The 24,556-nt window shown below is 59.1% G+C and carries 25 protein-coding genes; 12 read left to right on the top strand and 13 right to left on the bottom strand.

Annotated elements, in window-relative coordinates; genetic code table 11:
- Positions 1 to 37: 37 nt before the first annotated feature.
- Together lptG and HAD_RS13695 are read right to left on the bottom strand one after the other, a co-directional pair.
- Positions 38 to 1,159 carry an LPS export ABC transporter permease LptG gene (gene lptG, locus HAD_RS13700; protein ID WP_035572606.1) on the bottom strand — a complete coding sequence of 374 codons (1,122 nt, stop codon included), beginning with the start codon at positions 1,157 to 1,159 and terminating at the stop codon, positions 38 to 40.
- The gene (locus tag HAD_RS13695) at positions 1,159 to 2,301 is read right to left on the bottom strand and encodes an LptF/LptG family permease (RefSeq protein ID WP_051596312.1); all 1,143 of its coding nucleotides are present in this window, start codon (positions 2,299 to 2,301) and stop codon (positions 1,159 to 1,161) included. The genes lptG and HAD_RS13695 overlap by 1 nt, the downstream gene beginning before the upstream one ends.
- A gap of 121 nt (positions 2,302 to 2,422) precedes the next feature.
- Here HAD_RS13695 and HAD_RS13690 point away from each other — a divergent pair, with 121 nt between their 5' ends.
- Both HAD_RS13690 and HAD_RS13685 read left to right on the top strand, forming a co-directional pair.
- Positions 2,423 to 3,886, top strand: coding sequence for a leucyl aminopeptidase (locus HAD_RS13690; protein ID WP_035572605.1), 1,464 nt, complete (start codon positions 2,423 to 2,425; stop codon positions 3,884 to 3,886).
- Positions 3,887 to 3,889: 3 nt separating this feature from the next.
- Complete coding sequence (locus HAD_RS13685) at positions 3,890 to 4,363, top strand: DNA polymerase III subunit chi (RefSeq protein ID WP_035572604.1); 474 nt, start codon at positions 3,890 to 3,892, stop codon at positions 4,361 to 4,363.
- On the opposite strand, the gene HAD_RS13680 is transcribed toward HAD_RS13685, so the two are convergent.
- Positions 4,360 to 4,695 carry a zinc ribbon domain-containing protein YjdM gene (locus tag HAD_RS13680; protein ID WP_035572603.1) on the bottom strand — a complete coding sequence of 112 codons (336 nt, stop codon included), beginning with the start codon at positions 4,693 to 4,695 and terminating at the stop codon, positions 4,360 to 4,362. The genes HAD_RS13685 and HAD_RS13680 overlap by 4 nt on opposite strands.
- Before the next feature lie 146 nt (positions 4,696 to 4,841).
- On the opposite strand from HAD_RS13680, the gene ndk reads away from it, so the two are divergent.
- Positions 4,842 to 5,264 carry a nucleoside-diphosphate kinase gene (ndk, locus tag HAD_RS13675; RefSeq protein WP_035572602.1) on the top strand — a complete coding sequence of 141 codons (423 nt, stop codon included), beginning with the start codon at positions 4,842 to 4,844 and terminating at the stop codon, positions 5,262 to 5,264.
- 84 nt (positions 5,265 to 5,348) lie between these two features.
- On the opposite strand, the gene HAD_RS13670 is transcribed toward ndk, so the two are convergent.
- From HAD_RS13670 to purM, 3 genes are all read right to left on the bottom strand, one after another.
- Positions 5,349 to 6,164, bottom strand: coding sequence for a GNAT family N-acetyltransferase (locus tag HAD_RS13670; RefSeq protein WP_035572601.1), 816 nt, complete (start codon positions 6,162 to 6,164; stop codon positions 5,349 to 5,351).
- 158 nt (positions 6,165 to 6,322) lie between these two features.
- On the bottom strand, positions 6,323 to 6,916 hold the full coding sequence (gene purN / locus HAD_RS13665; protein WP_035572600.1) for a phosphoribosylglycinamide formyltransferase: 594 nt from the start codon (positions 6,914 to 6,916) through the stop codon (positions 6,323 to 6,325).
- Positions 6,913 to 7,938 (bottom strand): phosphoribosylformylglycinamidine cyclo-ligase, encoded by a 1,026-nt coding sequence (gene purM / locus HAD_RS13660; protein WP_035572599.1) that lies wholly within the window; start codon positions 7,936 to 7,938, stop codon positions 6,913 to 6,915. The genes purN and purM overlap by 4 nt, the downstream gene beginning before the upstream one ends.
- 107 nt (positions 7,939 to 8,045) lie before the next feature.
- On the opposite strand from purM, the gene HAD_RS13655 reads away from it, so the two are divergent.
- From HAD_RS13655 to HAD_RS13640, 4 genes are read left to right on the top strand one after another with little or no spacing between them, the layout of a single operon-like run.
- Positions 8,046 to 9,068 (top strand): hypothetical protein, encoded by a 1,023-nt coding sequence (locus tag HAD_RS13655; protein ID WP_156942290.1) that lies wholly within the window; start codon positions 8,046 to 8,048, stop codon positions 9,066 to 9,068.
- Between the two features lie 38 nt (positions 9,069 to 9,106).
- On the top strand, positions 9,107 to 9,790 hold the full coding sequence (locus tag HAD_RS13650) for a P-loop NTPase family protein (RefSeq protein ID WP_035572595.1): 684 nt from the start codon (positions 9,107 to 9,109) through the stop codon (positions 9,788 to 9,790).
- A gap of 29 nt (positions 9,791 to 9,819) precedes the next feature.
- The gene (locus HAD_RS13645) at positions 9,820 to 11,991 is read left to right on the top strand and encodes an RNA degradosome polyphosphate kinase (protein ID WP_051596311.1); all 2,172 of its coding nucleotides are present in this window, start codon (positions 9,820 to 9,822) and stop codon (positions 11,989 to 11,991) included.
- Positions 11,991 to 13,472 carry a Ppx/GppA family phosphatase gene (locus tag HAD_RS13640; protein WP_035572593.1) on the top strand — a complete coding sequence of 494 codons (1,482 nt, stop codon included), beginning with the start codon at positions 11,991 to 11,993 and terminating at the stop codon, positions 13,470 to 13,472. The genes HAD_RS13645 and HAD_RS13640 overlap by 1 nt, the downstream gene beginning before the upstream one ends.
- A gap of 2 nt (positions 13,473 to 13,474) precedes the next feature.
- Here the strand turns inward: HAD_RS13640 and rnd are convergent, their stop codons facing one another.
- A complete protein-coding gene (gene rnd, locus HAD_RS13635; protein ID WP_035572591.1) occupies positions 13,475 to 14,641 on the bottom strand; it encodes a ribonuclease D in 1,167 nt (388 codons plus the stop codon).
- 93 nt (positions 14,642 to 14,734) lie between these two features.
- Between rnd and aspS the strand changes: the two genes are divergently transcribed.
- Positions 14,735 to 16,567 (top strand): aspartate--tRNA ligase, encoded by a 1,833-nt coding sequence (gene aspS, locus HAD_RS13630; protein WP_035572590.1) that lies wholly within the window; start codon positions 14,735 to 14,737, stop codon positions 16,565 to 16,567.
- A gap of 61 nt (positions 16,568 to 16,628) precedes the next feature.
- Here the strand turns inward: aspS and HAD_RS13625 are convergent, their stop codons facing one another.
- Entirely contained in the window at positions 16,629 to 17,345 is a 717-nt protein-coding gene (locus HAD_RS13625) for a pentapeptide repeat-containing protein (RefSeq protein ID WP_162177520.1), read from the bottom strand.
- A gap of 119 nt (positions 17,346 to 17,464) precedes the next feature.
- Positions 17,465 to 19,735, bottom strand: coding sequence for a TSCPD domain-containing protein (locus HAD_RS18140; RefSeq protein ID WP_051596309.1), 2,271 nt, complete (start codon positions 19,733 to 19,735; stop codon positions 17,465 to 17,467).
- A gap of 190 nt (positions 19,736 to 19,925) precedes the next feature.
- Between HAD_RS18140 and HAD_RS13610 the strand changes: the two genes are divergently transcribed.
- The 3 genes from HAD_RS13610 to HAD_RS18455 are packed head-to-tail and all read left to right on the top strand — an operon-like array spanning position 19,926 to position 21,305.
- Positions 19,926 to 20,318, top strand: coding sequence for an NADH:ubiquinone oxidoreductase subunit NDUFA12 (locus HAD_RS13610; RefSeq protein ID WP_035572585.1), 393 nt, complete (start codon positions 19,926 to 19,928; stop codon positions 20,316 to 20,318).
- Entirely contained in the window at positions 20,311 to 20,841 is a 531-nt protein-coding gene (gene mlaD, locus HAD_RS13605) for an outer membrane lipid asymmetry maintenance protein MlaD (RefSeq protein WP_035572583.1), read from the top strand. The genes HAD_RS13610 and mlaD overlap by 8 nt, the downstream gene beginning before the upstream one ends.
- The gene (locus HAD_RS18455; protein ID WP_084331972.1) at positions 20,841 to 21,305 is read left to right on the top strand and encodes a DUF2155 domain-containing protein; all 465 of its coding nucleotides are present in this window, start codon (positions 20,841 to 20,843) and stop codon (positions 21,303 to 21,305) included. The genes mlaD and HAD_RS18455 overlap by 1 nt, the downstream gene beginning before the upstream one ends.
- On the opposite strand, the gene aat is transcribed toward HAD_RS18455, so the two are convergent.
- Genes aat through HAD_RS13585 form a run of 4 tightly spaced genes read right to left on the bottom strand, consistent with a single transcriptional unit; the run spans position 21,230 to position 24,269 of the window.
- Positions 21,230 to 21,898, bottom strand: coding sequence for a leucyl/phenylalanyl-tRNA--protein transferase (gene aat / locus HAD_RS13600; protein WP_035572581.1), 669 nt, complete (start codon positions 21,896 to 21,898; stop codon positions 21,230 to 21,232). The two genes, HAD_RS18455 and aat, sit on opposite strands and share 76 nt — an antisense overlap.
- Positions 21,899 to 21,951: 53 nt before the next feature.
- Positions 21,952 to 23,343: an acetyl-CoA carboxylase biotin carboxylase subunit gene (gene accC / locus HAD_RS13595; protein ID WP_035572579.1), complete on the bottom strand. Its 1,392-nt coding sequence runs from the start codon at positions 23,341 to 23,343 to the stop codon at positions 21,952 to 21,954.
- 1 nt (position 23,344) lies between these two features.
- A complete protein-coding gene (gene accB, locus HAD_RS13590) occupies positions 23,345 to 23,818 on the bottom strand; it encodes an acetyl-CoA carboxylase biotin carboxyl carrier protein (protein ID WP_035572577.1) in 474 nt (157 codons plus the stop codon).
- A 16-nt stretch (positions 23,819 to 23,834) separates the two neighbouring features.
- Positions 23,835 to 24,269: a type II 3-dehydroquinate dehydratase gene (locus HAD_RS13585; RefSeq protein ID WP_035572575.1), complete on the bottom strand. Its 435-nt coding sequence runs from the start codon at positions 24,267 to 24,269 to the stop codon at positions 23,835 to 23,837.
- A gap of 65 nt (positions 24,270 to 24,334) precedes the next feature.
- On the opposite strand from HAD_RS13585, the gene thiS reads away from it, so the two are divergent.
- Positions 24,335 to 24,547, top strand: a complete 213-nt coding sequence (gene thiS, locus HAD_RS18750; RefSeq protein WP_035572572.1) for a sulfur carrier protein ThiS — start codon at positions 24,335 to 24,337, stop codon at positions 24,545 to 24,547.
- The last annotated feature ends 9 nt before the right edge of the window (positions 24,548 to 24,556 follow it).

Raw genomic sequence — 24,556 nt, 5'->3', positions numbered from 1 at the left:
GCCGCGTCGGCGAGGCCATGTCAAGGCTGGATGCGTGTCAGCCGTCTTCCCGGTAGGCGATGTAGGCCAACGTGCAGAACAGCACAAAAAGCGGCGGGCTCCAGGCGGCAACTATAGGCGGCGCTGCACCTGTGGCTCCCAGGCTGGTCGAAAATTGCGTGAAGAAATAGAGCCCGACAGCGGCCAGAGTGCCGATTGCCAGCAACTGCGATGTGCCGCCCATGCGCTGCAACCGCAGGCAAACAACTGCGCCAATGAGGCCCATGGCGACGAACAGGGCGGGCGTGGCCAGGAGGGCATGCCAGCGCATGCGGTAGCGTGATGCGTCGAGGCCTGCGGACTGGGTCTGGTTGATGAAACGTGGCAGCCGCCAGAACCCGATCGTGTTGGGGGATGCGAATTTGTCGAACAGCGTCACGGCGTCCAGCGAAGAGGGGATGGCGAGGTTTGCTTTCCGCTCCGCGGGCTGGTTCGGAATGTTCTCGATCACGTTTTCGAGTTGCCAGAACCCGTCCCGCAGGGTGGCGCGCTGGGCATCGATGCGCCGGGCGAAGGCGAAGTCGCTTGTCGGCTGGCTACCGGAATAGAGGCGCTCTTCCTCGATCATCTTCACGTTCCGCAACACAACGCCGCCCTGGTCGACATGCTGGGCATGGATCACGATCTGGCTCGTATCGTCGCCCTGCCGCAGCCAGACGCCTGTGTCCGACACGGCCATGGCTGTCCGGCCCTTGTCCAGGATATTGGCGCGCGTGACTTCGAATGACTCGGTCAGTCTGGCTGAAATCGGGTTCAGAATGGTCGTGGTGGCGATGCCGACAGCCAGGCCAAGCACAATCACAGGCGCCAGGAACCGCCAGGCGGAGATCCCGCTTGCGCGGATGATGGAGAGTTCCGACCTCCGGTTCAGGCGGGTGAACGCCATCATGGAGGCCACCAGCAGCGCGAAGGGCAGGGTTTGTTCCATGATCTGAGGCAATTTCAGCAGCGAGAGCTTGAGTGCGCCGAGCAGGCCCAGGCTGACATCGCCGCCGACGGTCCGCAGCTGCTCCACCACGTCGATCATCAGGATCGCAATGAGCAGGATGCCCAGAACCAGCACCAGGCCAGACAGGCACTCGCGCAGGATATAAAACTGGATACGGGACCCAAACGGCATCAGGCGTTTGCCCCCCCGGCGCCGCGGAACAGGTCTATTTGCGGTCGTTCCACGCTTCCCAGGTGCCGTCCCCGGGAGAAATAAACATAACTGAGGCCGGACATGATGCTGATCGGCAGGATCCATTGCAGCACATTCATGGATGGATCATCCGCCGCAGCTGATTGAGCAGTCAATTGCACGATCAGGACCGTGATCGCCGCTGCAGAGGAGATCGCAATCCGTTTGGCGTACCCTTTCCGGCTGAAATCTCCGCCCAGCACGGCAACAATGGCTATGAGCGCCATGACGATGTTCAGCAGCGGTGTTGTCAGGCGCGTATTCGCTTCGGCCAGCAATGTGTCTGCGTCCTTCATCTCAAAGAAGTTGGTCCGGTCGATGAAGAAGAGCTCATGCAGGAATTTGTCCGATGCCTTCAGGGCGAGATCGGAATCCTCCTTCATGTATTCACTCAGGTCGAAGGGGTATTGAGCGAATTCAAGAATGGAGAGTTGCTGGTTTTCGTCCAGTTGCATGCTGATGGCATCGCGCAGCAGCAGGGTGGGGCGGCCATCCACGTTCACGAGCGCGGCACTACGGGCCAGGATGTCCGTCGGGTAGACCGGATCGGTCATGTCGGAGATGAGAACGCCGCGAAGCTCGCCGGCCACCTGTTCGCGGGCGTAAAAGGTCAGCCGGTCGCCATTGGTCGTGAACTGGCCGGGACGGATCAGGGCGGCGGCGAGATCGGCACGCGCCACGGCCACGGTTTCCCGCATCGCCCGCTGAGCCAGCGGCTGGACCCACAAGTTCACGCTCAGATGCGCGATGGCGCAGAGAACAGCCAGCCGCAAGATGGGCGAGGCGATCTGCCAACGGGTCATGCCGGCGGCCTGCGCAACGACAATCTCGCTGTCCTTGTGGATTCGGTTGAGAGACCAGACACCGGCCACGAACAGGGCCAGCGGTGTCAGAAGCGCAATGATCTGAGGTGACCCCAGCATCACGATATAGAAATAAGTCAGCGCCGATTGCCGGTTTTCGAGGATCAGATCGGTCCGCGAAAGGCCCTGCGCCAGAAGCGCCAGCAGGGCGAGGCCACCAACAATGATCGCGACCGCCCGGAGGACTTCATAGAACAGGTATGACTGGACTTTCGTCATCGTATGTCACGTGCCGGGAAATAAAGCAGAAACTGGCAGTTAACGGGCATATTTTCCCTGCCTAACGAGTTGCGCTGCGCGCGTCGATGCTTAGTTTCCGTCTCAAACGGAGATTCCACACATGAAAATCACCTTCACTGACGCCGCCAAGGCTGACGTATTTGCATTCATCGTCGATGAAGACGGCGGCCTGCCAGAGTCCGCAGCTTCTCTGGACAAATCAACGGGCGGCCTGCTGTCTGCCGCGATTGATGGCCGGTTCACCGGGAAAAAGGACCAGCAGGCTGTTATCGTGTTGCCGAAAGGCGCCGAAGCGCGCCGCGCGATCCTGATCGGCGGCGGCAAGCCCAAGAAGCGGGATGCCCGCGTCCTGGAGGGCCTTGGTGCGAATCTGGTCAAGGCGTTCAACATGAGCGGCTTCAAATCCATGGCGATCCATGCCGGATCGGCAGAGGACGCGGCCCGGATGGGCCTTGGCGCAAAGCTCGCCGCCTATCGGTTCGACGATTATTTCACAAAGCTGAAGCCAGACCAAAAGCCGAGCCTCACCGCCATTTCGTTCGTGGTGGACGATACGAAAGCTGCCAAGGCCGCCTTTGCGCCGCTGAACGCGGCGGCTGAAGGGACGATGCTGGCGCGCGACCTGGTCAACATGCCGCCGAACGATCTCTATCCCGAAAGCTTCGCCGCCAAGATCAAGGAACTGTCCGAGATCGGCGTTGAAGTCGAAATTCTCGGCGAGAAGCAACTGGCCAAGCTCGGCATGAACTCCATGCTTGGCGTGGGGCAGGGCTCCGTCAAGGAAAGCCAGCTCGGCATCATGCGTTGGAATGGCGGCAAGGACGGCGAGGATCCGGTGATCCTGGTCGGCAAGGGCGTTTGCTTTGATACGGGCGGCATCTCGCTGAAGCCGGGCCCGGGCATGGAAGACATGCGCGGTGACATGGGCGGTGCCGCCGCAGTGACCGGCACAATCAAGGCGCTGGCCGAGCGCAAGGCGAAGGTCAATGCCGTGGGCCTCATCGGCCTCGTCGAGAACATGCCGGACGGCAACGCGATCCGCCCGGGTGACATTCTGAAATCCGCTTCCGGCCAGACCATCGAAGTCCAGAACACGGATGCCGAAGGCCGCCTCGTTCTTTGCGATGTGCTCTGGTACGCGCAGGAAAAGTTCAAGCCGAAAGCGATCGTCGATCTCGCGACGCTGACCGGCGCCATTGTTGTCTCGCTCGGCCATCACCATGCGGGTCTGTTCACGAACAGCGACGACCTGTCCGATGAACTGACCAAGGCCGGCCTGACAGAGGGGGAGCGCGTCTGGCGCCTTCCGATGGGTCCGGAATATGACTCACTGCTGAAGTCGAAATTCGCTGACATGCGCAATATCGGCGGCCGTGCGGCGGGGTCGATCATCGCGGCGCAGTTCCTGAAGCGCTTTGTGAAGGATGGCGTGAAATGGGCGCACATCGACATCGCAGGCGCGGCCTGGGTCGAGGGTGAAAAAGCGGCGTTCGATGTCAGCTGGGCGTCCGGCTTCGGTCCGCGCCTGCTGGATCGCTGGATTGCCGACAATTACGAGGCATAGGGTTTGAGCGAGGCGCCGAAGCCTGAATGGTGGTTTTACCACCTCTCCCGCACCACGCTGGAGCAGGCGGCGGCGCCCCTCATGTCCAAATGTCTTGAAGTGGGCTGGCGCGTCCTTGCCGTTAGCCCCCACGCAGACCGGCGGGCCGCGCTCGATGCGGTTCTCTGGACCTATGACGATCAGTCTTTCCTGCCGCACGGCCAGGCTGAGGCACCAGGCCTTGATGCGTCACGCCAGCCGGTGCTGATCTCCGCGAAGGCAGACAATGTAAATGGCGCGGCGGCCCTGTTCCTGATGGACGGTGTGAAGGCGCCGGTCGATGCGCCTTATACCCGCTGCATGATGATGTTCGACGATGGCGACATGGACGCCCGCGGCGCCGCGCGCGAAGCTTTCAAGGCGGCGAAAGATGCCGGCCTCGTCACGCGCTATTTCCAGCAGACCGGCAGCGGCGGCTGGAAGGAAGCGGGCGTCTAGGCCTTCTTCACGAACTCGGATTTGAGACCCATCTGGCCGATGCCGTCGATCTTGCAGTCGATGTCGTGGTCGCCATCGACGAGGCGGATGTTCTTCACCTTGGTGCCGCGTTTCACGACCTGGGAGCTGCCCTTGATCTTGAGGTCCTTGATCACCGTGACGGTGTCGCCGTCCGCCAGTGGATTCCCGTTGGAATCCTTCACGACTTTCTCGTCAGAGTCTGCCGCCGAATCCGCTGACCATTCGTGTCCGCACTCGGGACAGATCAGTAGCGGTCCGTCTTCATACGTGAATTCAGACTGGCATTTCGGGCAGGGTGGCAGGGCACTCATGGAGGGGACTTTCGGATTGATAGACTGGCTCGGCCCTACGCCCTGATGAAAGTGTGTGCAAGCGCGGCGCTCTGTCCTTGCCCCTGCGGGCGGGCGCCGCTATAGGCCCGCCAACATTCCAATTTCCGCACAACAGGAACCCTCCCATGGCTGTCCAGCGCACTTTTTCCATCATCAAGCCCGACGCGACCGAGCGTAACCTGACCGGCGCCGTCAACGCCGTTATCGAAAAGGCTGGCCTGCGCATCATCGGCCAGCGCCGCATCAAGATGACCCAGGAACAGGCCGAACGCTTTTACGCCGTCCACTCCGAGCGTCCGTTCTTTGGCGAGCTGGTCGAATTCATGACCTCCGGTCCGGTGGTCGTTCAGGTTCTGGAAGGTGAAAACGCCGTCGCGAAATACCGCGAAGTGATGGGCGCTACGAACCCGGCTGATGCCGCGGACGGCACGATCCGGAAACTCTACGCAAAGTCGATCGGCGAGAACTCGGTTCATGGCTCCGACTCGGAAGAGAACGCCGCGATCGAAATCGCGCAATTCTTCTCCGAAGCCGACATCGCCGGCTAAGGCTGGCAGCAGCCTTTCGGGGCAACGAAAATTCAGAGAGGGCCCGGCCGCAAGGTTGGGCCCTTTTTCTTGGGTCTACGCGCTTTAAATAGACGCGTCCTTTGGATCTTGCTTGAGAAATGACCTCGTGACACAGACCGGCTGGAAGCCAATCTTTCGATAAAGTGCTTTGGGTGGCTCTGTCGCCAAACTGCCGATGAGAATGTCTTCACAGGCGTTTTGCCGGAGATGTTCAACACACGCGGATATTAAAGCTGTCGCAACCCCCTGCCGTCTGAAGGAGGGCAGCGTGAACAGGTCTTCGACCATTCCCATACCATTTGGGGCTGTGGTGGCTGAGCCATAGGCGCAAAGCTCTTCATCAAGAGAGGCCAGGAAGAATTGGCAGGGGCCTGCCTTTCCACGGTAACCGTCAACGATTCCACGCGTGACCTGAGCGTCAAGGATATGCCCCTGTGTTCGCGCGCCCTCGGAATGATCTGCACAAACAAGCTCATATAGCAGGCGCCAGTCGCGATCAGTCGAAACCGGCTGGATCCTAAACCCCGGTGGTCGACTTGCCGCTAATTCACCTTGAAGCACCATCTGGATGACGGGCGTTCGCTCCTGATAATCGTCCAGCAAAAGACGGGCGATAACAGCTGGTGACGTGAAGGGTGTTGTAGAAATGTAAGAATAGCCCACCAGGTTCGCTTTGGCTGATGCAAAGGCTATTGTCTTGTCGATCTCGGCGCCTGTCCGGGCTGTGATATCAAAAATGCGATTACGATCCCAAACGTCGGGGCGCTCCGTATCCTGCAGTGACGAGCAGAAGCTGTCTTCGACGACATCCATGCCGATGGCAGCGTGAAAATAATAGGTTTCACAGGCGTGCTTGGCGAGGTCACGGGTGGCCGTCATTTGATCCCCCAATCTGCATTGAGTTTTGGCGAGCAAAGACCACTCAATCACAACACTTGGAAATGATCCCGCACCCCGAAAATACGAGGATCAGGTTGAAGTGGTCTTCGCGTCAAGCGCGAATACGCTTCCGCCCTGTGAGCTCTCAAGCCGTCTGGTTACGAGTTGGATGCCTGTAGCGTTGCACAAGCTTTTGCCAGCGCTTCGGGATAGAGCTTGTGCTCGACCGGCAAGAGCCGGGCGGCGAGGCTGTCGGCTGTGTCGCCGGGGAGGATGGGCAGCCTCGCCTGCTGGATGATCTCGCCATCATCCACGCCGGGGCTGACCCAGTGGACGGTGGCGCCGGCCTCGGTATCACCCGCATCAAGGGCGCGCTGGTGGGTGTGGAGGCCTTTGTACTTCGGCAGGAGCGATGGGTGGATGTTGACCATCCGGCCTTGCCACTTGCCTACGAACCACGGCGTCAACACGCGCATGAAGCCCGCAAGGGCAATGATCTCCGTCCCAGCCTTTTCAAGTTCCGTATCGAGGGCGCGCTCAAACGCTTCACGGTCCTTGCCATAGATCTTGTGATCGACGGATGCTGTTGCAATTCCTGCAGAAGCCGCCGTTTCAAGCCCCTTCGCATCCGGCCGGTTGGAGGCCACCAGAACGGGCTGGGCAGGGTAAGCCGGATCCTCTGCGGCGCGCAGCAGCGCCTCCATATTGGAGCCTCGCCCGGAAATCAGAATGGCGAGTTTCAGGCGTTTCATGCGGACGCAAGGCGCCCCAGAATGACCGGAGCTTCCCCTGCTGTCTGAAGCGCTGCGCAAACCGTGTCGGCGTCCTCAGGCGCCACGGCGAAGACCATACCGACCCCCATATTGAAGGTCCGGTGCATCTCGTCTTCTGTAACGTTCCCTGCAGATTGCAGCCACTCGAACACTGGCGGGGGCGTCCAGGCTTTCCGCTCGATCACCGGCGCCAGATGGTCCGGACACATGCGCGGCGTGTTCTCGGTCAGCCCGCCGCCGGTAATGTGGGCGAGGCCTTTGACCAGGCCCTTCCGGATCAGCGGCAAAGCAGCCTCGGCATACAGCCGGGTCGGCGTCAGCAGTGCTTCGCCAAGCGTCGTGTTGGAGAAGGGCGAAGCGCTGTCATAGGACAGGCCTTCACGCTCCACGATCCGGCGGATCAGGGAATAACCATTCGAATGCGGCCCGGATGACGCGATGCCAATAAGCAGATCACCCGCTGTCATCGTATCCATGCGTGGCAGAAGCTTGTCCCGGTCGACAGCGCCAACTACGAATCCGGCCAGATCGTAGTGGCCAGGCGGATACATGCCGGGCATCTCTGCCGTCTCACCACCGACCAGGGCACAGCCAGATAGGCGGCAGCCTTCGGCAATGCCGGAGACAACCGCTTCCGCGATGCCTTCCTCAAGCTTGCCTGTGGCAAAATAATCAAGGAAAAACAGGGGTTCTGCGCCCTGCGCCAGCACGTCATTGGCGCACATGGCGACCAGGTCGATGCCGACGGTGTTGTGGATGCCGGTCTCAAAAGCCAGCATCAGCTTTGTGCCAACGCCGTCTGTGCCCGAAACGAGGACCGGGTCGGAATAGCCGGCGGCCTTGAGATCAAACAGGGCGCCGAAGCCGCCCAGCCCGCCCATCACACCGGCACGGCGTGTGGCTTTGGCCAGTGGGCCGATGGCATCGACAAGCCGCTCGCCTGCCTCAATATCGACACCAGCATCGCGGTAAGAAAGGGAAGTCTTGGAAGGGTCGCTCATGATGACTCGCGCGTTAGCATGGGGAATTCGACTCTGCCAGTGCCGTGCGCGGTTCCAGCCCCGCACCGGACTTGCTACAAGGTCGCCAACCGAGGAGGTCTCAGACCATGATTCGTATGCTTCTTGCTTCCATGCTCGCAGCCTTGTTTGCGATTTCCAGTGCTGCAGCTGACACGCAGGATGTCTATACAATCCCGAACCTCGAGGTGGACGAGACCGCACCGACGCTGATCCAGGCACGGGAGCAGGCCATGGCTTCGGCCCGGCTCGCCGGAGCCCGGAAGCTCATCGACAAAATAACCTTGTACGAAGACCGCATCGCCGCAGGAGGAATTCCAATTGATGGCGAACTGGCGAACAGGCTTTCGGCGGCTGTAGATGTTCAGGAAGAAACGGCCGGTGCTGGCCGCTACAAAGGTATCCTGCGGGTCGTCTACAATCCCCGTATGGTGCGGGCGCATCTGGATGGGCTGAAAGTGCCTTATGTCGATACGCAAGCGCCGCTCAGCCTGATGGTTCCGCTGGCAGCCTCCGCTGACCTTGAAGAGGCCTGGCATGAAGCAATGGGGCCGGCTGATCCTGGCGCGCTGGCGCCTTATGTCACGTCAAACCTGACGGGCTATACCAGCTATAGCGATTGGTATGCGCTCTCACCGGAAGCGGGCAGCCTGCGGGCACGGCGCGCCATACTGGCCGAACTGATTGGCCGTGAAGGCACATGGCGTGTCAGCGTTTCCATCGTCACAACTGCGGGAACCGAGGTGGTCGGCACGACTGCACCTGCATCGACACTTGAAGATGCAGTGGCCGCGACTGTCGGTCTGCTCGAAGAGAACTGGAAGCGTGCGTCCATCATCCGGGGCGGGGACCGGACTCAGGCGAAGGCGACGGTTCGCTATACCTCTCTTGCGGAATGGAACACTCTGCGTGGCGCTTTGGCCCGCTCGCCGCTGGTCTCTGATTTCAGGACGACAGCGGTCGCGCGCGATGGTGCTGTGGTGACGTTTGCCTATTTGGGAGACCCGCAGCGTCTGCAGAATGACCTGTTGCAACGGGGTGTGGCGCTTGGAGATGAGCCGCGCGCGGGCTGGGTGCTCCGTTCGGCAGTTTCAGCTGCAGGAGTTCCGTGAACAAGCGGCCAGCCCTACCAACCGGACAACCAGACCAGATGAGCTTCGCCTTTCCGGCGAAGCCGCTGAGGTTTGATGCTCTGGTCGTGACCCCTGCCAATCAGGCGGCCGTCAGTATCATTCGCCAGCCGGCGAATTGGCCAATGCCGGTATTTTGCGTGACGGGCCCGCGGTATTCCGGTCTGACAACGCTACTTCGCGCATGGTGCGAAGAAACCGGCGGCACCTATTTTACCTCAAACGATTTTTCCAGGCGCAAGGCGTCCCAATTGGGTGACCTCGCCGGAACGTTCGTTGCTGTGGATAATGCAGACACGGTTGCAGCGAATGAAAAGCTGCTGACTTTCATCAATCAGGTTACCAAGGAAGGTGGCCGGTTGCTTCTTGCTTCGTCCAGCAGCCCGTCCCAATGGCGAGTGAGTTCGGCAGATCTGAAGTCACGTCTGAACTCCATGCCAATTGTGGAGGTCTTGCCGCCCGATGAAGCGATGCTGATCGGTCGGCTCGAAGCCGCCGCCGGCCGCCACTACCTGAAGCTTGAACCTGAAGTGATCGCCTATCTGGCCCCACGTCTTGATCTCACTTACGAAGCCATTGAGACGTTTGCGGAAAAGCTAAGTCACGGTGTCACAACGACAGGACGCGCGCCTTCTGTTCCTCTGGCAAAAGAGGTATTGGAGGCGATGGGGCTGGCGGCGCCAGACGAACCGTCATCGAGCTGATACGACCGGGGCCGACAAAGGGGAATTCCATGGCTGAACGGGTGGCCAAGACGGCGAAGCAACTGATGGCATCCCCCGACAGGTTTCTGAATCGGGAGCTTTCGTGGCTGGAGTTCAATCGGCGCGTTCTGGAAGAGGCGGCGAATCCGAACCATCCCTTGCTGGAACGGCTGCGCTTTCTGTCGATCTCGGCGAGCAATCTCGATGAATTTGAAATGGTCCGCTATGCCGGTCTCAGGGAACAGGTGCGCGCAGGGGTCACCCGGCCAAGTCAGGAGGGGCTGACGCCGACGATACAGGTCGAGCAGATAGAAGAACTGTCTCTCAAGCTGATCGCCGAACAACTGACCCGCTGGCGGCAGTTGAAGGACGAACTCGAAACCGAGAAAATCCATGTGCTGTCAGCTGGAGATCTGAGCAAGAAAGACCTGTCCGATCTGGATGAGTTTTTCCGCAGCCATATTTTTCCAGTGCTGACACCGCTGGCGGTTGACCCGGCCCACCCATTTCCATTCATCCCGAACCTCGGCTTCTCCATCGCGCTGGATCTTGTGTCGAAGCATGGCGATGAAGGGCATATCGGCATTGTGCCACTGCCCGCTTTCGTGCGCCGTTTCATCAGACTACCAAGCAAACAAAGAGGTGTGCTGCGCTTTATCCCTCTTGAAGATGTGATCGGTCTGTTCATCAGTGACCTTTTCCCTGGCTACAAGGAACAGAGCCGTTGCCTTTTCCGGATCGTGCGCGACAGCGATATTGAAATCGAGGAAGAAGCCGAAGACCTCATCCGCGAATTTGAAGTGCTTCTGAAGCAACGCCGGCGTGGACGGATCGTCCGGTTGCGTATGCAGTCCAGCGCTCCGCAGCACCTGCGCGAATTTATTACGCGGGAAATCGGCGCCGAGAATGCAGACGTCGTCCTGTATGACGGCATACTGGGAATGGCACAGCTATCGGAGTTGATCGTCGACGACAGACCGGACCTCAAATTCCCACCCTATGAGCCACGCTATCCCGAGCGGATTCGTGAAATGGGTGGGGATTGTTTTGCGGCTGTGAGGATGAAGGACATTCTGGTCCACCATCCGTTTGAAACGTTCGATGTTGTCGTCGAATTTATCCGGCAGGCCGCCGCTGACCCGCAGGTTGTTGCGATCAAGCAAACTCTGTATCGGACAACAAACAATTCACCCATCGTCGCTGCACTTGTTGAGGCGGCTGAAAATGGCAAGAACGTCACAGCGTTGGTCGAAATCAAGGCGCGGTTTGACGAAGAAGCGAACCTGAGGCTCGCACGAGACCTGGAGCGGGCTGGCGTACAGGTCGTATACGGATTTATTGAGTACAAGACCCATGCGAAGGTGTCGCTGGTGGTTCGCCGGGAAGGCAACGAGCTGCGGACATATACGCACTTCGGAACGGGCAACTATCACCCCGTGAATGCAAAGATCTATACCGATCTATCATTGTTCACGGCAGACCCCGCCCTCGGGCGCGATGCAAACCGGCTTTTCAACTTCGTAACGGCGTACCGGGAGCCGCCTGAGGTCGGGCCGGAACTCGAAAAGATTTCGATGTCGCCGCTTAACCTGAAAACGGACCTCATCAAACTGATTGAAGCTGAGGCAAGCGCAGCCAGGAAGGGGAAGCCGAGCGGTATCTGGGCGAAAATGAATTCATTGGTCGACGGTGATGTGATTGATGCGCTTTACAAGGCAAGTCAGGCGGGTGTGCCGATCAACCTTGTGGTGCGTGGTATTTGCTGTCTCAGGCCCGGTGTCGCCGGCATATCAGAGAACATCAGTGTAAAAAGTATTGTAGGCCGCTTCCTGGAACATTCGCGTATACTTTGCTGTGCGAACGGTGAGGCATTGCCATCGCCAAAAGCAAAGGTGTTCATCTCATCGGCCGACTGGATGCCCCGCAATCTGGACCGGCGCGTCGAGGCACTCGTGCCTGTGGAGAATCCAACCGTTCACCGTCAGGTGATGAACCAGATCATGGTCGCGAACCTGAACGATGAATTGCAGAGCTGGCTCATGCATGAAGATGGCTCGTACGAGCGAGCGAAGCCGGATTCGGAAGGCAAGGGATTTTCAGCCCACCACTACTTTATGGACAATCCCAGCCTGTCGGGCAGAGGCAGCGCGCTGGAAGTGAGCTTGCCGCCGCGATTGCAGCCGAAAGGGAGTAAGGGGTAATGCCTTTCCCGAATTCACATCGGGCCGCGATCATCGATATTGGGTCTAACTCGGTGCGCCTTGTTATATTCGATCTTCTGGGTGCGTCGATCCTTCCAACCTTCAATGAGAAGGTAATGGCCGGACTCGGCGTCGGGCTTTCGAAAACGGGTAAACTGTCAGGACCGGGACAGGATTCGGCATTGTCCGCGCTGGCGCGGTACCGGGCTATCCTGAAGGCGTTGAACCTCAGAAATTTCATGGCGGTGGCCACCGCTGCGGTCAGAGCGGCCGAGGATGGGCCGGACTTCATCCGTAAGGCAAACAGGGTTCTCGGCCGTCCGGTCTCGGTTCTTTCTGGCGAAGATGAAGCTCGTTTGTCTGCGCTGGGTGTCCAGGCCAGCTTCCACGAGCCGCTTGGAGTCATCGGAGACCTGGGCGGCTCCAGTCTTGAGTTCAAGCAGGTCGGAAAGGGCAAAGAGAAGGGCGAGAGCCTCATGCTCGGCCCTCTGTCGCTGATGGAGGTCGGAAATGACGTGAAGGACCTTCGCAAAGCCATACGTTCCGAACTCAAGAAATCCGATGTGCTCTCCGGCGCAAAGGGCCGGTTCTTCGCCGTGGGCGGTGCATGGCGCACATTTGCCAAGGTGAACATGGAGATGGAGAACTACGCCTTGCAGGTCTTGCATGGCTATCAGATGAATCCGGGGCAGATCGCCCGCACAGCGAAGCTATGTATCGATTCACTGACCAATACCGCCTCACGTTCCAAGCTGGAATCGATCGACAAGCGCCGGGCAAAACATATGCCGATTGCGGCAATCGTTCTTGAAGAGCTGCTATCCATCAGCAAACTCGACGGTGTTTCCATATCGTCGGCCGGCCTGCGTGAGGGTGTGCTGACGGATATGACCGGTGCGGCCGTCTCAGATCCGCTCCTCGATGGTGTCATCGCATTTGTCCGGCTTGATCATAACCAGATTGCTTTCGGGCAAGCGCTTCATGAATTCATCGCGCCAGCCTTCGCACCGGAAGCAGACCTCTTTGGATCTCCCGCTGCCGATGTCCGGATTGAGCGGGCCGCTTGCATGATGTCGGACAGCGCCGGACGCTTCCATCCCGATCACAGGGCGCAGATGGCGTACGATCAGGCGCTGCGAGCCCCCTATGCAGGCGTCACCCACGCGGAGCGGGCGATGATCGCCTATGCCGTAGGATGCAGATACCAGAAAGATTTCAAGCGGCCTGGCGACTATGTTGGCCTTACTTCGGAGCCGCAAGCTGAACGCGCCAAGCAATTGGGCAGCGCCATGCGGCTTGGTGCGATCTTTTCAGGCCGGTCTGGACCGATATTACGCCGGGCTAAACTGTCTCGGGATGGCGAAAAATTGTGCCTCAGCGTGCGCAAAGCCGACGAGGCCATGATTTCTGAAACCGTGTCACGGCGTCTCGCGCAAACGGCCAATGCCCTGCGCCTTCAACCGGATATTCGCATCGACTAAGATCAGACGTCGAACAGACGAACCTGTCCGCCTTCGAACGAGACCGCAAGTTTGCCCGAGAGCAGAGCCTGCGCCTTGCTTCCGAACATCTCGTATCGCCAGCCATTCATGGCCGCAATATCGTCTGATGTTTCACCGCGCGCGATCCGGTCGATATCAGCAGCGTTTGCAATCAGCCGGGGGACAACGTCGTTTTCTTCGGAAACATGCTTGAGCAGGACTTTCAGAAGCTCTGGCGCGCCTGCCGGAATTTGAGCGTTCTGGCGGCGAGGCTCCAGTTCGGGGGCGTATTCGGCAGGGTTGTCGAGCGCGGCCTGCACAGCATCCATCAGGCCTTGTCCGTGTTTTGACCGGATAAAACCGTTCGGCACCGCGCGAAGCTGGTTGTAGTCGTTCTCGCTTCGCGGCTTCTGGCTGGCAATTTCCTGGATGGCGTCATCCTTCAGGATCCTGCGGCGTGGTTTGTCGAGTAGCTGTGCCAGTTGCTCACGCCAGGCTGCCACCGCGACAATCAGGGCTGCATAGTCTTTCTTCTGGGTCCGCAGTTTCAGGCGTTGCCAGGCCTTGTCCGGGTCGGTGTCATATTTGGCCGGATCTTCAAGGTCCGCCATTTCCTCCTGAACCCAGGGAAGGCGGCCACTGGATTCCAGCTTTTCCCGCATGATCAGATACGCGTCGCGCAGGTGGGTGACATCGCCGAGCGCATAAACGAGTTGTTTCTGGGACAGGGGACGGCGCATCCAGTCTGTAAATTGGCTGGATTTGTCGATCTGGCGTCTCAGGACCCGCTGGACCAGATTGTCATAGGAGATCGAGTCTCCGTAGCCGAGAGCCATGGCAGCGATCTGGGTATCAAAGATCGGACCAGGGGGATGGCCGATCAGCCGGTTGAATATTTCAATGTCCTGACGGGCCGCATGAAAAACCTTTACGCGATTGTCTGCGGCGATGAGATTCAGGAATGGACCGATGTCCAGATCCTCGGCCAGGGGGTCGATCAGGCCTTCGACGTCGGGTGAGGAGGCCTGGACCAGGCAGAGTTCCGGCCAATAAGTTGTCTCCCGATGAAACTCGGTGTCGACGCAGATAAAATCGCTTTCGGCCAGTTTTCCGCAGAAATCTTCAAGGGCCGACTGCTCAGTAATGGGAGTCAGGGTGTTGTCAGTCATCGCGGGCTTGCGTATCGCATCGCCAGAACAAATGCGAGAGGTGATTGCCTCCCGTTTACATTTACTGGACCGACCTTTCCGGAGACTGATCCGATGCATGCCTATCGCACCCATACCTGCGGGGAGCTTCGCAAGACCCATGTGGGAGAAACCGTCAAGCTGTCAGGCTGGCTGCATCGCCGCCGTGAGCACGCTGGGGCCCTGTTTATCGACCTGCGTGATCATTATGGCCTGACGCAGGTCGTCGTCTATCCGAACGCGTCTTTCTACGAAGAAGCAAAGCGCGCCACGGCGGAAAGTGTCCTGACCGTGACAGGTAAGCTCATCGCTCGCGATGCAGAAGCAGTGAATCCTGAGCTGCCAACCGGTGAGGTTGAGCTGCCGGCGGAAACGCTCATTGTCGAAAGCGCTGCCGAAAAATTGCCGCTGCCGGTTTTCGCGGAGCCGGACTATCCCGAAGACATCCGCCTGAAGCACCGTTATCTCGATCTGCGCCGAGAGACGCTCCACAAGAACATGACGCTGCGCAGCGACGTAATCACCAGCTTGCGCCGCCGGATGGTCGATCAGGGCTTCACTGAATACCAGACCCCAATTCTGACCGCGTCGAGCCCGGAAGGTGCACGGGACTTCCTCGTGCCCTCGCGCCTGCATCCTGGTGAATTCTATGCGCTGCCGCAGGCGCCACAGCAGTTCAAGCAGTTGCTCATGGTGTCGGGCTTCGACCGGTATTTCCAGATTGCGCCTTGCTTCCGCGACGAGGATGCCCGGGCGGATCGTTCGCCGGGCGAATTCTACCAGCTCGATATCGAAATGAGCTTCGTGACCCAGGAAGACGTGTTCAACGCGATCGAGCCAGTCATGCGCGGTGTGTTCGAGGAATTTGCCGACTGGGACGACAAAGGCCGAACCGTGCCGTCAGAGCCATTCCCGCATATTCCATATGCCGAAGCGATGGCCAAATACGGTTCCGACAAACCAGACCTGCGCAACCCGCTGGAACTGTCGGACGTGACCGAGTTCTTCAAGGATGAAGAGAAGACCGGTTTCGGCATTTTTGCCAAAATTATCAAAGGCGGCGGAAAGGTCGTTGCTATCCCGGCGCCCAAAGCGGCTGCCGAGAAGTCCCGCAAATTCTTCGATGAGATGGATAAATGGGCCAAGAAAGAGATGCAGGCGCCGGGGCTGGGCTATGCTCGTCTGAAAGAGGCCGACGGTGGCGGCGTTGATAGTCAGGACCCTGCGCTGAAGAATTTCGATCCGGACCATCTCGCAGCCCTGCTGCAGCATCTGGGTCTGGGCGCTGGTGACGGCGTGTTCTTCTCTGCAGGCAAGAAAAACGATGCGTACAAGCTGGCTGGCGCCGCGCGCAACAAGATCGGCGAAACGCTGGAACTGATCGAGCAGGGGGTTTTCCGCTTCTGCTGGATCGTCGATTTCCCGATGTTTGAATATGACGAAGACGCCAAGAAGATCGACTTCAGTCATAACCCGTTCTCAATGCCTCAAGGCGGTATGGAGGCGCTGGAGGCCGCCAAGACGGATGACGAAATCCTCGACATCAAGGCTTTCCAGTACGACATCGTCTGCAACGGAATCGAATTGTCGTCCGGCGCCATCCGGAACCATCGTCCGGATGTCATGCTGAAAGCATTCGACATGGCCGGATACGGTCCGGAAGTGGTCGAAACCGAGTTTGGTGGCATGTTGAACGCCTTCCGTCACGGGGCTCCGCCGCACGGCGGCATCGCGCCGGGGGTTGATCGTATCGTGATGCTCCTCGCAGATGCAGAGAATATCCGGGACGTCACCCTGTTCCCGATGAATGGTCAGGCGCGTGACCTCATGATGGGTGCGCCAAGCCCGGTGGACGAGCGTCAACTGCGTGAGCTCAACATCCGACTGGCACCGCAGATAAAGTCATGAATCAGAAGCCCGCCAGGGTCATCATCCTGGCGGGCTCTCTTTGATGTCATGTGGGCGGGGTCTATTCGCAGTCTGACAAGTGCAGGCCGAGTGGAAGAAGCGTGCTGTTCGATGCGCAAGCGCCTTCGAAATTGGCCTCTCGCCAGCCGATGAGGCCGGTCAGGTTGGCGCCGACGAACCGGGCGTCCTTGAAAGAGGCGCCCTGAACATTGGCACCATCGAATTTTGACAAGGACAGGTTGGCGCCATTGAAGATTGCGGACATCATGATCGTTCCGCTCAGGTCAGCACCGGACAGGTTCGCTCCAGAAAAGTCAGCACCTTCCAGAGAGGCTGTCGCCAGGTTCGCAGCGGCGAAATTCGCGCCGACCAACATGGCTTTCTGAAGATTGGTGCCGACAAGTATGCTCTGCTTGAATTCGGCGCCAGATGCTTGAACCGCCTGCAAGCGCGCGTTCTCGAGATTGGCACCCGATAGCTTGGCCGACGTAAGGATTGCAGCGCGCATGTCTGCGCCGGTCGCGTGGATGCCTTCGAAATTGGTTTCCTTGGCATGTGTTCCGCGCATGAACGCGTATTCGAGGTTTGCTTCACGGTAATTTGCGCCGCTGAGCGTCCATCCCGTCAGATTGCGTCCAGAAAGGTTGCACCCGCCGCATGAGCCGACATAGCTCGGCGCCCAGGCGACGGGCTGGCTCGGCTGAGCTGTCTCCTGCGCGATCGCGTCGAAAGCGGTCGCAGAAGCAAGCGTGGCAAGGCTGAGCAAAACTCGGTTCATGCCTATTTGGATACCGCTTTGTTTTGCGTGCCAAAACTGAACAAGCTGTAACCACTGTTTCATGGCCACAGGTGTTGCAGATTTGCCATGACCGTTTGTCGTGCGGAAATCGGCCGGAATTACCTATGTTTCCGGGATTCCTCGCCACAGGTATCGCACTCGATGTCGCCGTCTTCGCTTATCTCGAACAGCGTGAAACTTCCGCAAACCGGACAGGCGTCACCAAGGTAGTCTGGCGCATTGAGATCTTCCGATTCTTCGACTTCTGCTGCAACTTCTGCAGCTTCAGCTTCCTCATCGGCCAGTTTCTGAGCTCTTTTCCGGTCAAGGATCACGATATTGTCCGGCAATTGGCCCCGCGAAAAGCCGCGGGAAATGATCTGGGCCGCTTCCTCGGTGAAGGGGGCTGGCTCGGTTCGGGTTCCATCTCCTTCGCCTCGTCCGAGGCCATCGTGCGTGACATCGACTTCGGCCAGGTCATCACGGCCGAGGTACGAAACGGCCAGTTCCCGGAAGATGTAATCCAGAATCGATGTTGCGCGCGTAATGCGGTCATTGCCGGTGACGGCCCCTGCCGGTTCGAACCGGGTGAACACAAAGGCATCGACAAATTCTTCCAACGGCACGCCGTATTGAAGGCCGATGGAGGTTGCGATCGCGAAATTGTTCATCAGGCTTCGGAAAGCGGCGCCTTCCTTGTGCATGTCGATGAAGATTTCACCCAGTGAGCCATCTTCGAACTCCCCGGTGTGCAGGTAGACTTTGTGCCCTCCGACCGATGCTTTCTGGATGTAGCCCTTGCGGCGGTCCGGCAGGCGCGTGCGGGCAGCTCCCTCAGCTGACAGGGCATTCTGGGAAAGCGCAGGTGGTGTGTCCGCCTCCGTGGCAATTTCTTCTGCCAGGGCTGTGATGTGCTCCATGCGGTCACGCACGTCATCATTGGGCGGTGCGCGATGTCCAATCAGTTGAACCGACAAGCCAGCAGCGAGCGCCGTTTCAGCCATATCCAGTCCGCCACGTCCGTCGACAGAGACCACAACATTTCCGCCGAGGGCTTTGGCGCACGCAGTGGCGAATTCGATTTCCGCTTCCGGAGAGGCGCCAACCTGAAGGCCGCAATCAGCCATGATGTCGGCGGTGGCATCTCCGTATTCGCCTGAGATGGTTGTTTCAGCCGTCTGGATATCCTTGCGCGAAAACCCGATGGCAGAGAGGAGCCCACCACCATCCGCGTCGAATTCTTCCGGCGCGAGCTTGAGATCGGTCGAAATGATTTCGTCGCCCAGCACCCAGCGCGAGAATGCGGCGTTCAAGGGCAGGCCTTCACCCAGCGCACGGGAAACCTTGTCGAGCGCAACATCGGTAAAGCCGCGATCCCGAAGCCGATCCAGACCCAGCGCTCGATCGAGGTCAGATTCGCCGGACTCCGCGATCCGTTCCAAAGCCATGGGCAGGCGTTCTGGCGCGTGATGGGCAATACCGAGGCGTCCGGCGCGCGAAAGGGTTGGGCTTTCATCTCCGTATGCCAGCACGGTCGCGAGCGGAGCTGTGCCGTGGCTTTCGCAATCGGGGAGGAAGGCACCCAGATCCGCAACTGGTAGCAAAAGCACGCTGCAGGTGCGCTTGCCTGAGGCCTTTCGCGGCTCAAGACCCAGTGTCTTTGCCTGTGAGGCTGTGAACGCCGCTCCGGTGGCGCCCGAGCGGACAAGCGAACAAAGAGCGGCTGCGACAGAGCTGCCCTCTGGTGACGCGTAGTCGATCCCCAAAGACATGACAGCAGCGGACAGGCCGGCGACGATGATCGCGCCCTCCGTCATTTCTTCTGCCGCAGCTTCGAGCGCCTCGCAGAGATAGTCTGCTTCAATCCCGTCAGGTCCCACAGCCATCGCGACATCAACGATGCGCGCTGTTGTGCCGGCGGCAGGCATCACCTCATGGGTCAGGATGATCTCCGCACCTTCGCGCATGGATTCGACCAGTAGCTGCTCCAGAACCGGATCAAGCGTTTCGGGCTGGAAAACCGCTGGTGCGGGGGCGGCTGCGCTCACAGCTGCAGCACGCAGGGCGTCGGCGGTGCGTTGGAACCCTCCTGGCTGTCTGAGGGCTTCTTCCAGCACATCCTGAGGTAAACCTGCAGCAAGCGCTTCAGCGAGGTCGGCATTCAGGGGAGCGTCCCCGAACCGCTCGAGAATCTCCGCTGAAGCCAATTGGGAGACGCTGACCAGTGCGGCGGCAGAGTATGCGGCGGTCGTTGCCTTGAGCGATTCGGGAGTCAGCGGTCTGCGCTGTCTTCCCGCACCTCTGAACATCTCGGAAAGCGAAGCCGGTTCCGACAGCAAGCCATCCGATACGGCTGCAGTCAGGATTTCCGTTATACGCATATCGTCCATGCCATATCTCCCCAGCGAATCACTCGGACCAGCGTGACCCTTGAACCCCTTCGGGGCAAGCGCTGCGCAACAACCACGGTCTCTTAAGCATGAGGGAAATTGCGGCGCATTGCCTGCGGCGGCGGTATGGATTAGTTGCCCCTGAGCCGCCATATTGCGGACATCAACTCACGGCAGGACAGGCCATACGATGCTGAAGCAACTCTTTACCTGGTGGAGCGGCCACACGCTCGGCGCAGCGTTCGATATCGGGCGACGCTCCACATTCGTCGGCACCGACGAATACGGCAACCGTTACTTTGAGGAACGCAAGCCCTCACTCGAAGGCCGCCGCCGCCGTTATGTGATGTACAAGGGCCTCGCAGAACCGTCCAAGGTTCCGGCAGACTGGCATGGATGGCTGCACCACACCGTTGATGAGGCGCCGACCAAGTCGCCACTTACGCGCCGGGACTGGGAAACCGATCACAAACCGAACATGACCGGTACACCTTGGGCAACCAAGCCCAAGGGGAGCCTGTCTGGTGGTGGTCACCGTCAGAAGGCAACTGGCGACTACGAAGCGTGGTCTCCTGATGCGTGAGTCGATGTTTGAAACCCTGGTTGGTGCGATTGTCGTCGTTGTCGCCGGTGTTTTCCTCTGGTTCGCCATCGCGCGCGGCGGGAAAGCCTCCGCAGGACCGGACAGGTACGAACTCGAAGCCCGCTTCAATAATATCAGCGGCATCGAGCGCGGGTCCGACGTTCGAATCGCAGGTGTGAAGGCTGGCGTGGTCAAAGCCATTGAAGGTGACCCCAAGCGCTTCGAAGCTGTCATGACGATGAGCCTGGACAAGAAATGGCAGCTGCCAGAGGACACGGATGCGCGCATTTCGACAGATGGGCTGCTGGGCGGTGCCTATGTGGCTCTGGAGCCCGGTGGCAGCTTTGACAATATTCCGCAGGATGGCTCAGGCGAAATCCAATATACCCGCGGCAGCGTGGATCTGTTGACCCTGTTTGCATCATTTGCCTCAGGCGGCGGAAATGGCGGCGGGGAATCCGGGGCTGCCTCGGAACCTGCACCTGCTGCGGATGAGGCTTATCCTCTGGATGGAGATCAGTGATGTTTCGAGCACTTGCCGCGGTTGCTGTCGTCGCAGGACTGGTGGGAGCGGCACACGCCGCAACCTATGTCCAGAAAGACAAGGCAACGCTGCGTGCGCTCGACAAAATCACCGGACGGTCTACCGATATTGAAGTCGTTGTCGGGCAACCCGTTGTCTTCGGCTCTCTGAAAGTGGAACTGGAGGTCTGCTACCAGACACCTCCGGAAGAAGCGCCGGAGAGCGCGGCATTTCTCAAGGTTTTCTCCACGCAACCAGTCGCTGTGGAAACCATGGATGCGGCAATCGATGCCAACGCCGTGGAGACGGTGAGTGAGGAAAATCCGGAATTGTTCTCTGGTTGGATGTTCGCATCTTCACCGGGCCTCAGCGCGTTGGAGCACCCGGTCTATGACATCTGGGTGATTCGCTGCACGGCTCCTGAACCGGTGAAGTTGCCGGATGATCCGGACCGCCCGCAGTAAAAGTCTGCTCTGATTTCCAGGGCCATCTTTAGCCGGCGCTTGAAGTCAGCGCGTGGAATTTCGACCAGACCGAATTGTTCCAGATGCGGGTTATGGAACTGCGCATCCAGCAGGGTGAAGCCCCCCTCGATCAACCTCGCAACAAGATGCACGAGCGCAATCTTTGAGGCATCGGTTGCGCGGGAAAACATGCTTTCGCCGAAAAAGGCTCCGCCAAGCGCGACACCATAAAGCCCGCCCACCAGTTTTCCGGAATCGTCCCAGCATTCGATTGAATGCGCGTATCCTTCACGGTGAAGGGCGCTGTAGAGGTTCAGGATGGTGGAGTTGATCCAGGTCGTTTCACGGCCGTCTGAGCTCTCGGCGCACATTTCCATGACACGTGAAAAAGCCGTATCAGCGGTCACGCGATAGGGCTCCTGTTTCACACGCCGCTTGAGTCGTTTCGGTATATGAAACCCGTCCAGCGGCAGGATGCCCCGCATGTCAGGGTCCACCAGAAACAGATTCGGATCATCGCGGGCGTCGCCCATGGGGAAGACGCCCCGGCGATAGCAGGCGAGAAGGTCATTTGTGCCGAACCGTGCAGACATGCCCCTATATGGAGAAGCTGCCGGGCCTGTGTCCATTGGACTTGTGTGTCGCGTCAGGCCTTTTTCTCAGGACTGTCTTCTTCAACGATCTTGTTGTCGGCGAGAAACTTCTCCAGCCAGTGGATGTTGTAGTTACCGTTCTGGACGTCTTCGTTTTCAACCAGGCGCCGGTGTAGATCCAGCGTGGTGTGAACGCCGCCAACGACCATTTCGGACAGGGCGCGACGCAGCCGCATCAGGCATTCCCGCCGGGTGCGGCCGTGGACGATCAGCTTTCCAATGAGCGAGTCGTAATGCGGTGGGATGCGATACCCGGCATAGACCGCACTATCGAGGCGGACATCCGGCCCGCCCGGCGCATGGAAATCCGTGATGAGGCCCGGTGAAGGCACAAAGGTTTCGGGGTGTTCGGCGTTGATCCGGCACTCAATCGCGTGGCCGACAAGCAGGACGTCTTCCTGGCGGAACGACAGTTTCTTGCCCTCGGCGATACGGATCTGCTCGCGAACGAGGTCGATCCCGGTGATCATTTCGGTCACCGGATGCTCCACTTGCAGGCGTGTGTTCATTTCGATGAAATAGAACCGGCCATCTTCGTAGAGGAATTCAATCGTACCTGCGCCGCGATAGCCGAGCTTTTCCATGGCTTTCGCGCAGATCATGCCGATCTCTTCGCGCTGCGCCTGGGTCAGTTCGGGCGATGGGGCTTCTTCGAAAACTTTCTGGTTGCGGCGCTGCAGGGAACAGTCGCGTTCCCAGAGATGAGCGACGTTGCCATGCGTATCAGCGATCACTTGCACTTCGATGTGACGTGGGCCCTGAAGGTATTTTTCCAGATAGACCGCGTCATCACCAAAGGCTGCCTTGGCCTCTGTTTTGGCTGTCCGGACAGCATTTTCGAGATCGGCTTCGGTTTTCGCCAGCTTCATGCCGCGACCACCGCCGCCGGCGGAGGCTTTCACAAGAACCGGGAAGCCGATCTTCTTGGCAGATTTCTTCGCCTCGGCAATTGATGTGATCGCACCGTCTGAGCCGGGCACACAAGGTACGCCAGCATCAATCATGGCCTGTTTGGCGGCGATCTTGTCACCCATTATCCGGATATGCTCAGCCGTAGGTCCGATAAAGGCGAGGCCATGTGCCTCTACCATCTCGGCAAACTGGGCGTTCTCAGAGAGGAATCCGTACCCAGGATGGATCGCATCAGCGCCGGTGATTTCCGCGGCGGCCAGAATTTGGGACTTCTTCAGATAGCTCTGCGAAGAGGGGGCTGGTCCAATGCAGACGCTCTCGTCGGCCAGGCGGACAGCCATGGCGTCGCGGTCCGCTTCGGAGTGCACGACAACCGTGGCCAGGCCCATTTCTTTACAGGCGCGGTGGATGCGAAGCGCAATCTCACCGCGATTCGCGATGAGAACCTTCTGGATGGTGCGTTGTTCTGTCATGCTATTCGATCAGAATGAGCGGCTCGCCAAATTCGACAGGCTGGGAGTCGGTGACATAAATTGCCTTCACCGTGCCAGCCCGATCCGCTTCGACAGGATTGAAGGTCTTCATGGCCTCGACCAGCATGAGCGTGTCGCCCTTTTTAACTTTGTCGCCAACTGAAATGAATGCTTTGGCGCCGGGTTCCGGAGAAAGGTAGGCGGTGCCGACCATGGGCGATTTGATCGCATTATCGGGCGTTTCAGAAACAGTTTCAGCCGGGGCAGCCGCAGGTTGGGCTGCAGCAGGTGCCGTAGCTGCTGCGACCGGTGCAGGCGCAGCGACTGCAGCTTGCACGACGGGTGGTGTCGGCTTGTTGACGCGGATCCGCAGACCCTCATGTTCAACTTCAATCTCACCAAGGTCCGCCTCGCGAAGGATGGCGGCGAGTTCCCGGACAAGACCGGTATCCAGCTTGTTCTTGCCAGTGCTCATGGATTCTATCCGTCCCTTATGTTCCTGACAGCTTTAGCGCGGCCATCAGGGCAAGCTCATAACCATAGGCGCCGAGGCCCGCAATCGATGCGTTCACAGCAGGCGCGACATAATTCACTTGCCGAAAATCCTCGCGTGCAGCGGGGTTCGACAAGTGTACTTCCACCACCGGCACCTGACAGGCCCGCAGCGCGTCGTGAAGCGCTATCGATGTGTGCGTGTAGGCGCCGGCATTGAGGATGACCGCGGAAGCCTCGCGGGAGGCTTCCTGTATCCAGGTCACCAATTCGCCTTCGGAATTGGTTTGGCGTGCCTCTACAGGCGTATCGCCGGATTTCGCTTTCAGACGATCGTGAATGTCCTCAAGCGTGTCCCGGCCATAAATATCCGGTTCCCGCGTGCCGAGCAGGTTGAGGTTGGGGCCCCCGAGGACATATATCGGCTTCACCATTGGGTGTTGTCTTGCGCTGTAACGCCGGGCAAGGCAAGGCCTGCTGACGCACGGAGTTGCAGCGGATGAAGATAATGCTGAACGGTGAAACCCGCGAAATTGAGGCGGGCACGACGGTGGCGATGCTGGTCACAATGCTTTCGGCGGATGCCGGGCGCGACCCGCGCGGTGTCGCGATTGAGCGAAACCTTGAAATTGTTCCGAAATCCGAGCACGCCACGACCACGATTGAAGACGGAGATCGTATCGAACTGGTGCAGTTTGTCGGTGGCGGCTGACAGGCCCAT

The sequence above is a fragment of the Hyphomonas adhaerens MHS-3 genome (assembly GCF_000685235.1).
GTDB lineage: Bacteria > Pseudomonadota > Alphaproteobacteria > Caulobacterales > Hyphomonadaceae > Hyphomonas > Hyphomonas adhaerens.
This window is presented reverse-complemented; position numbering and strand designations above follow the sequence as displayed.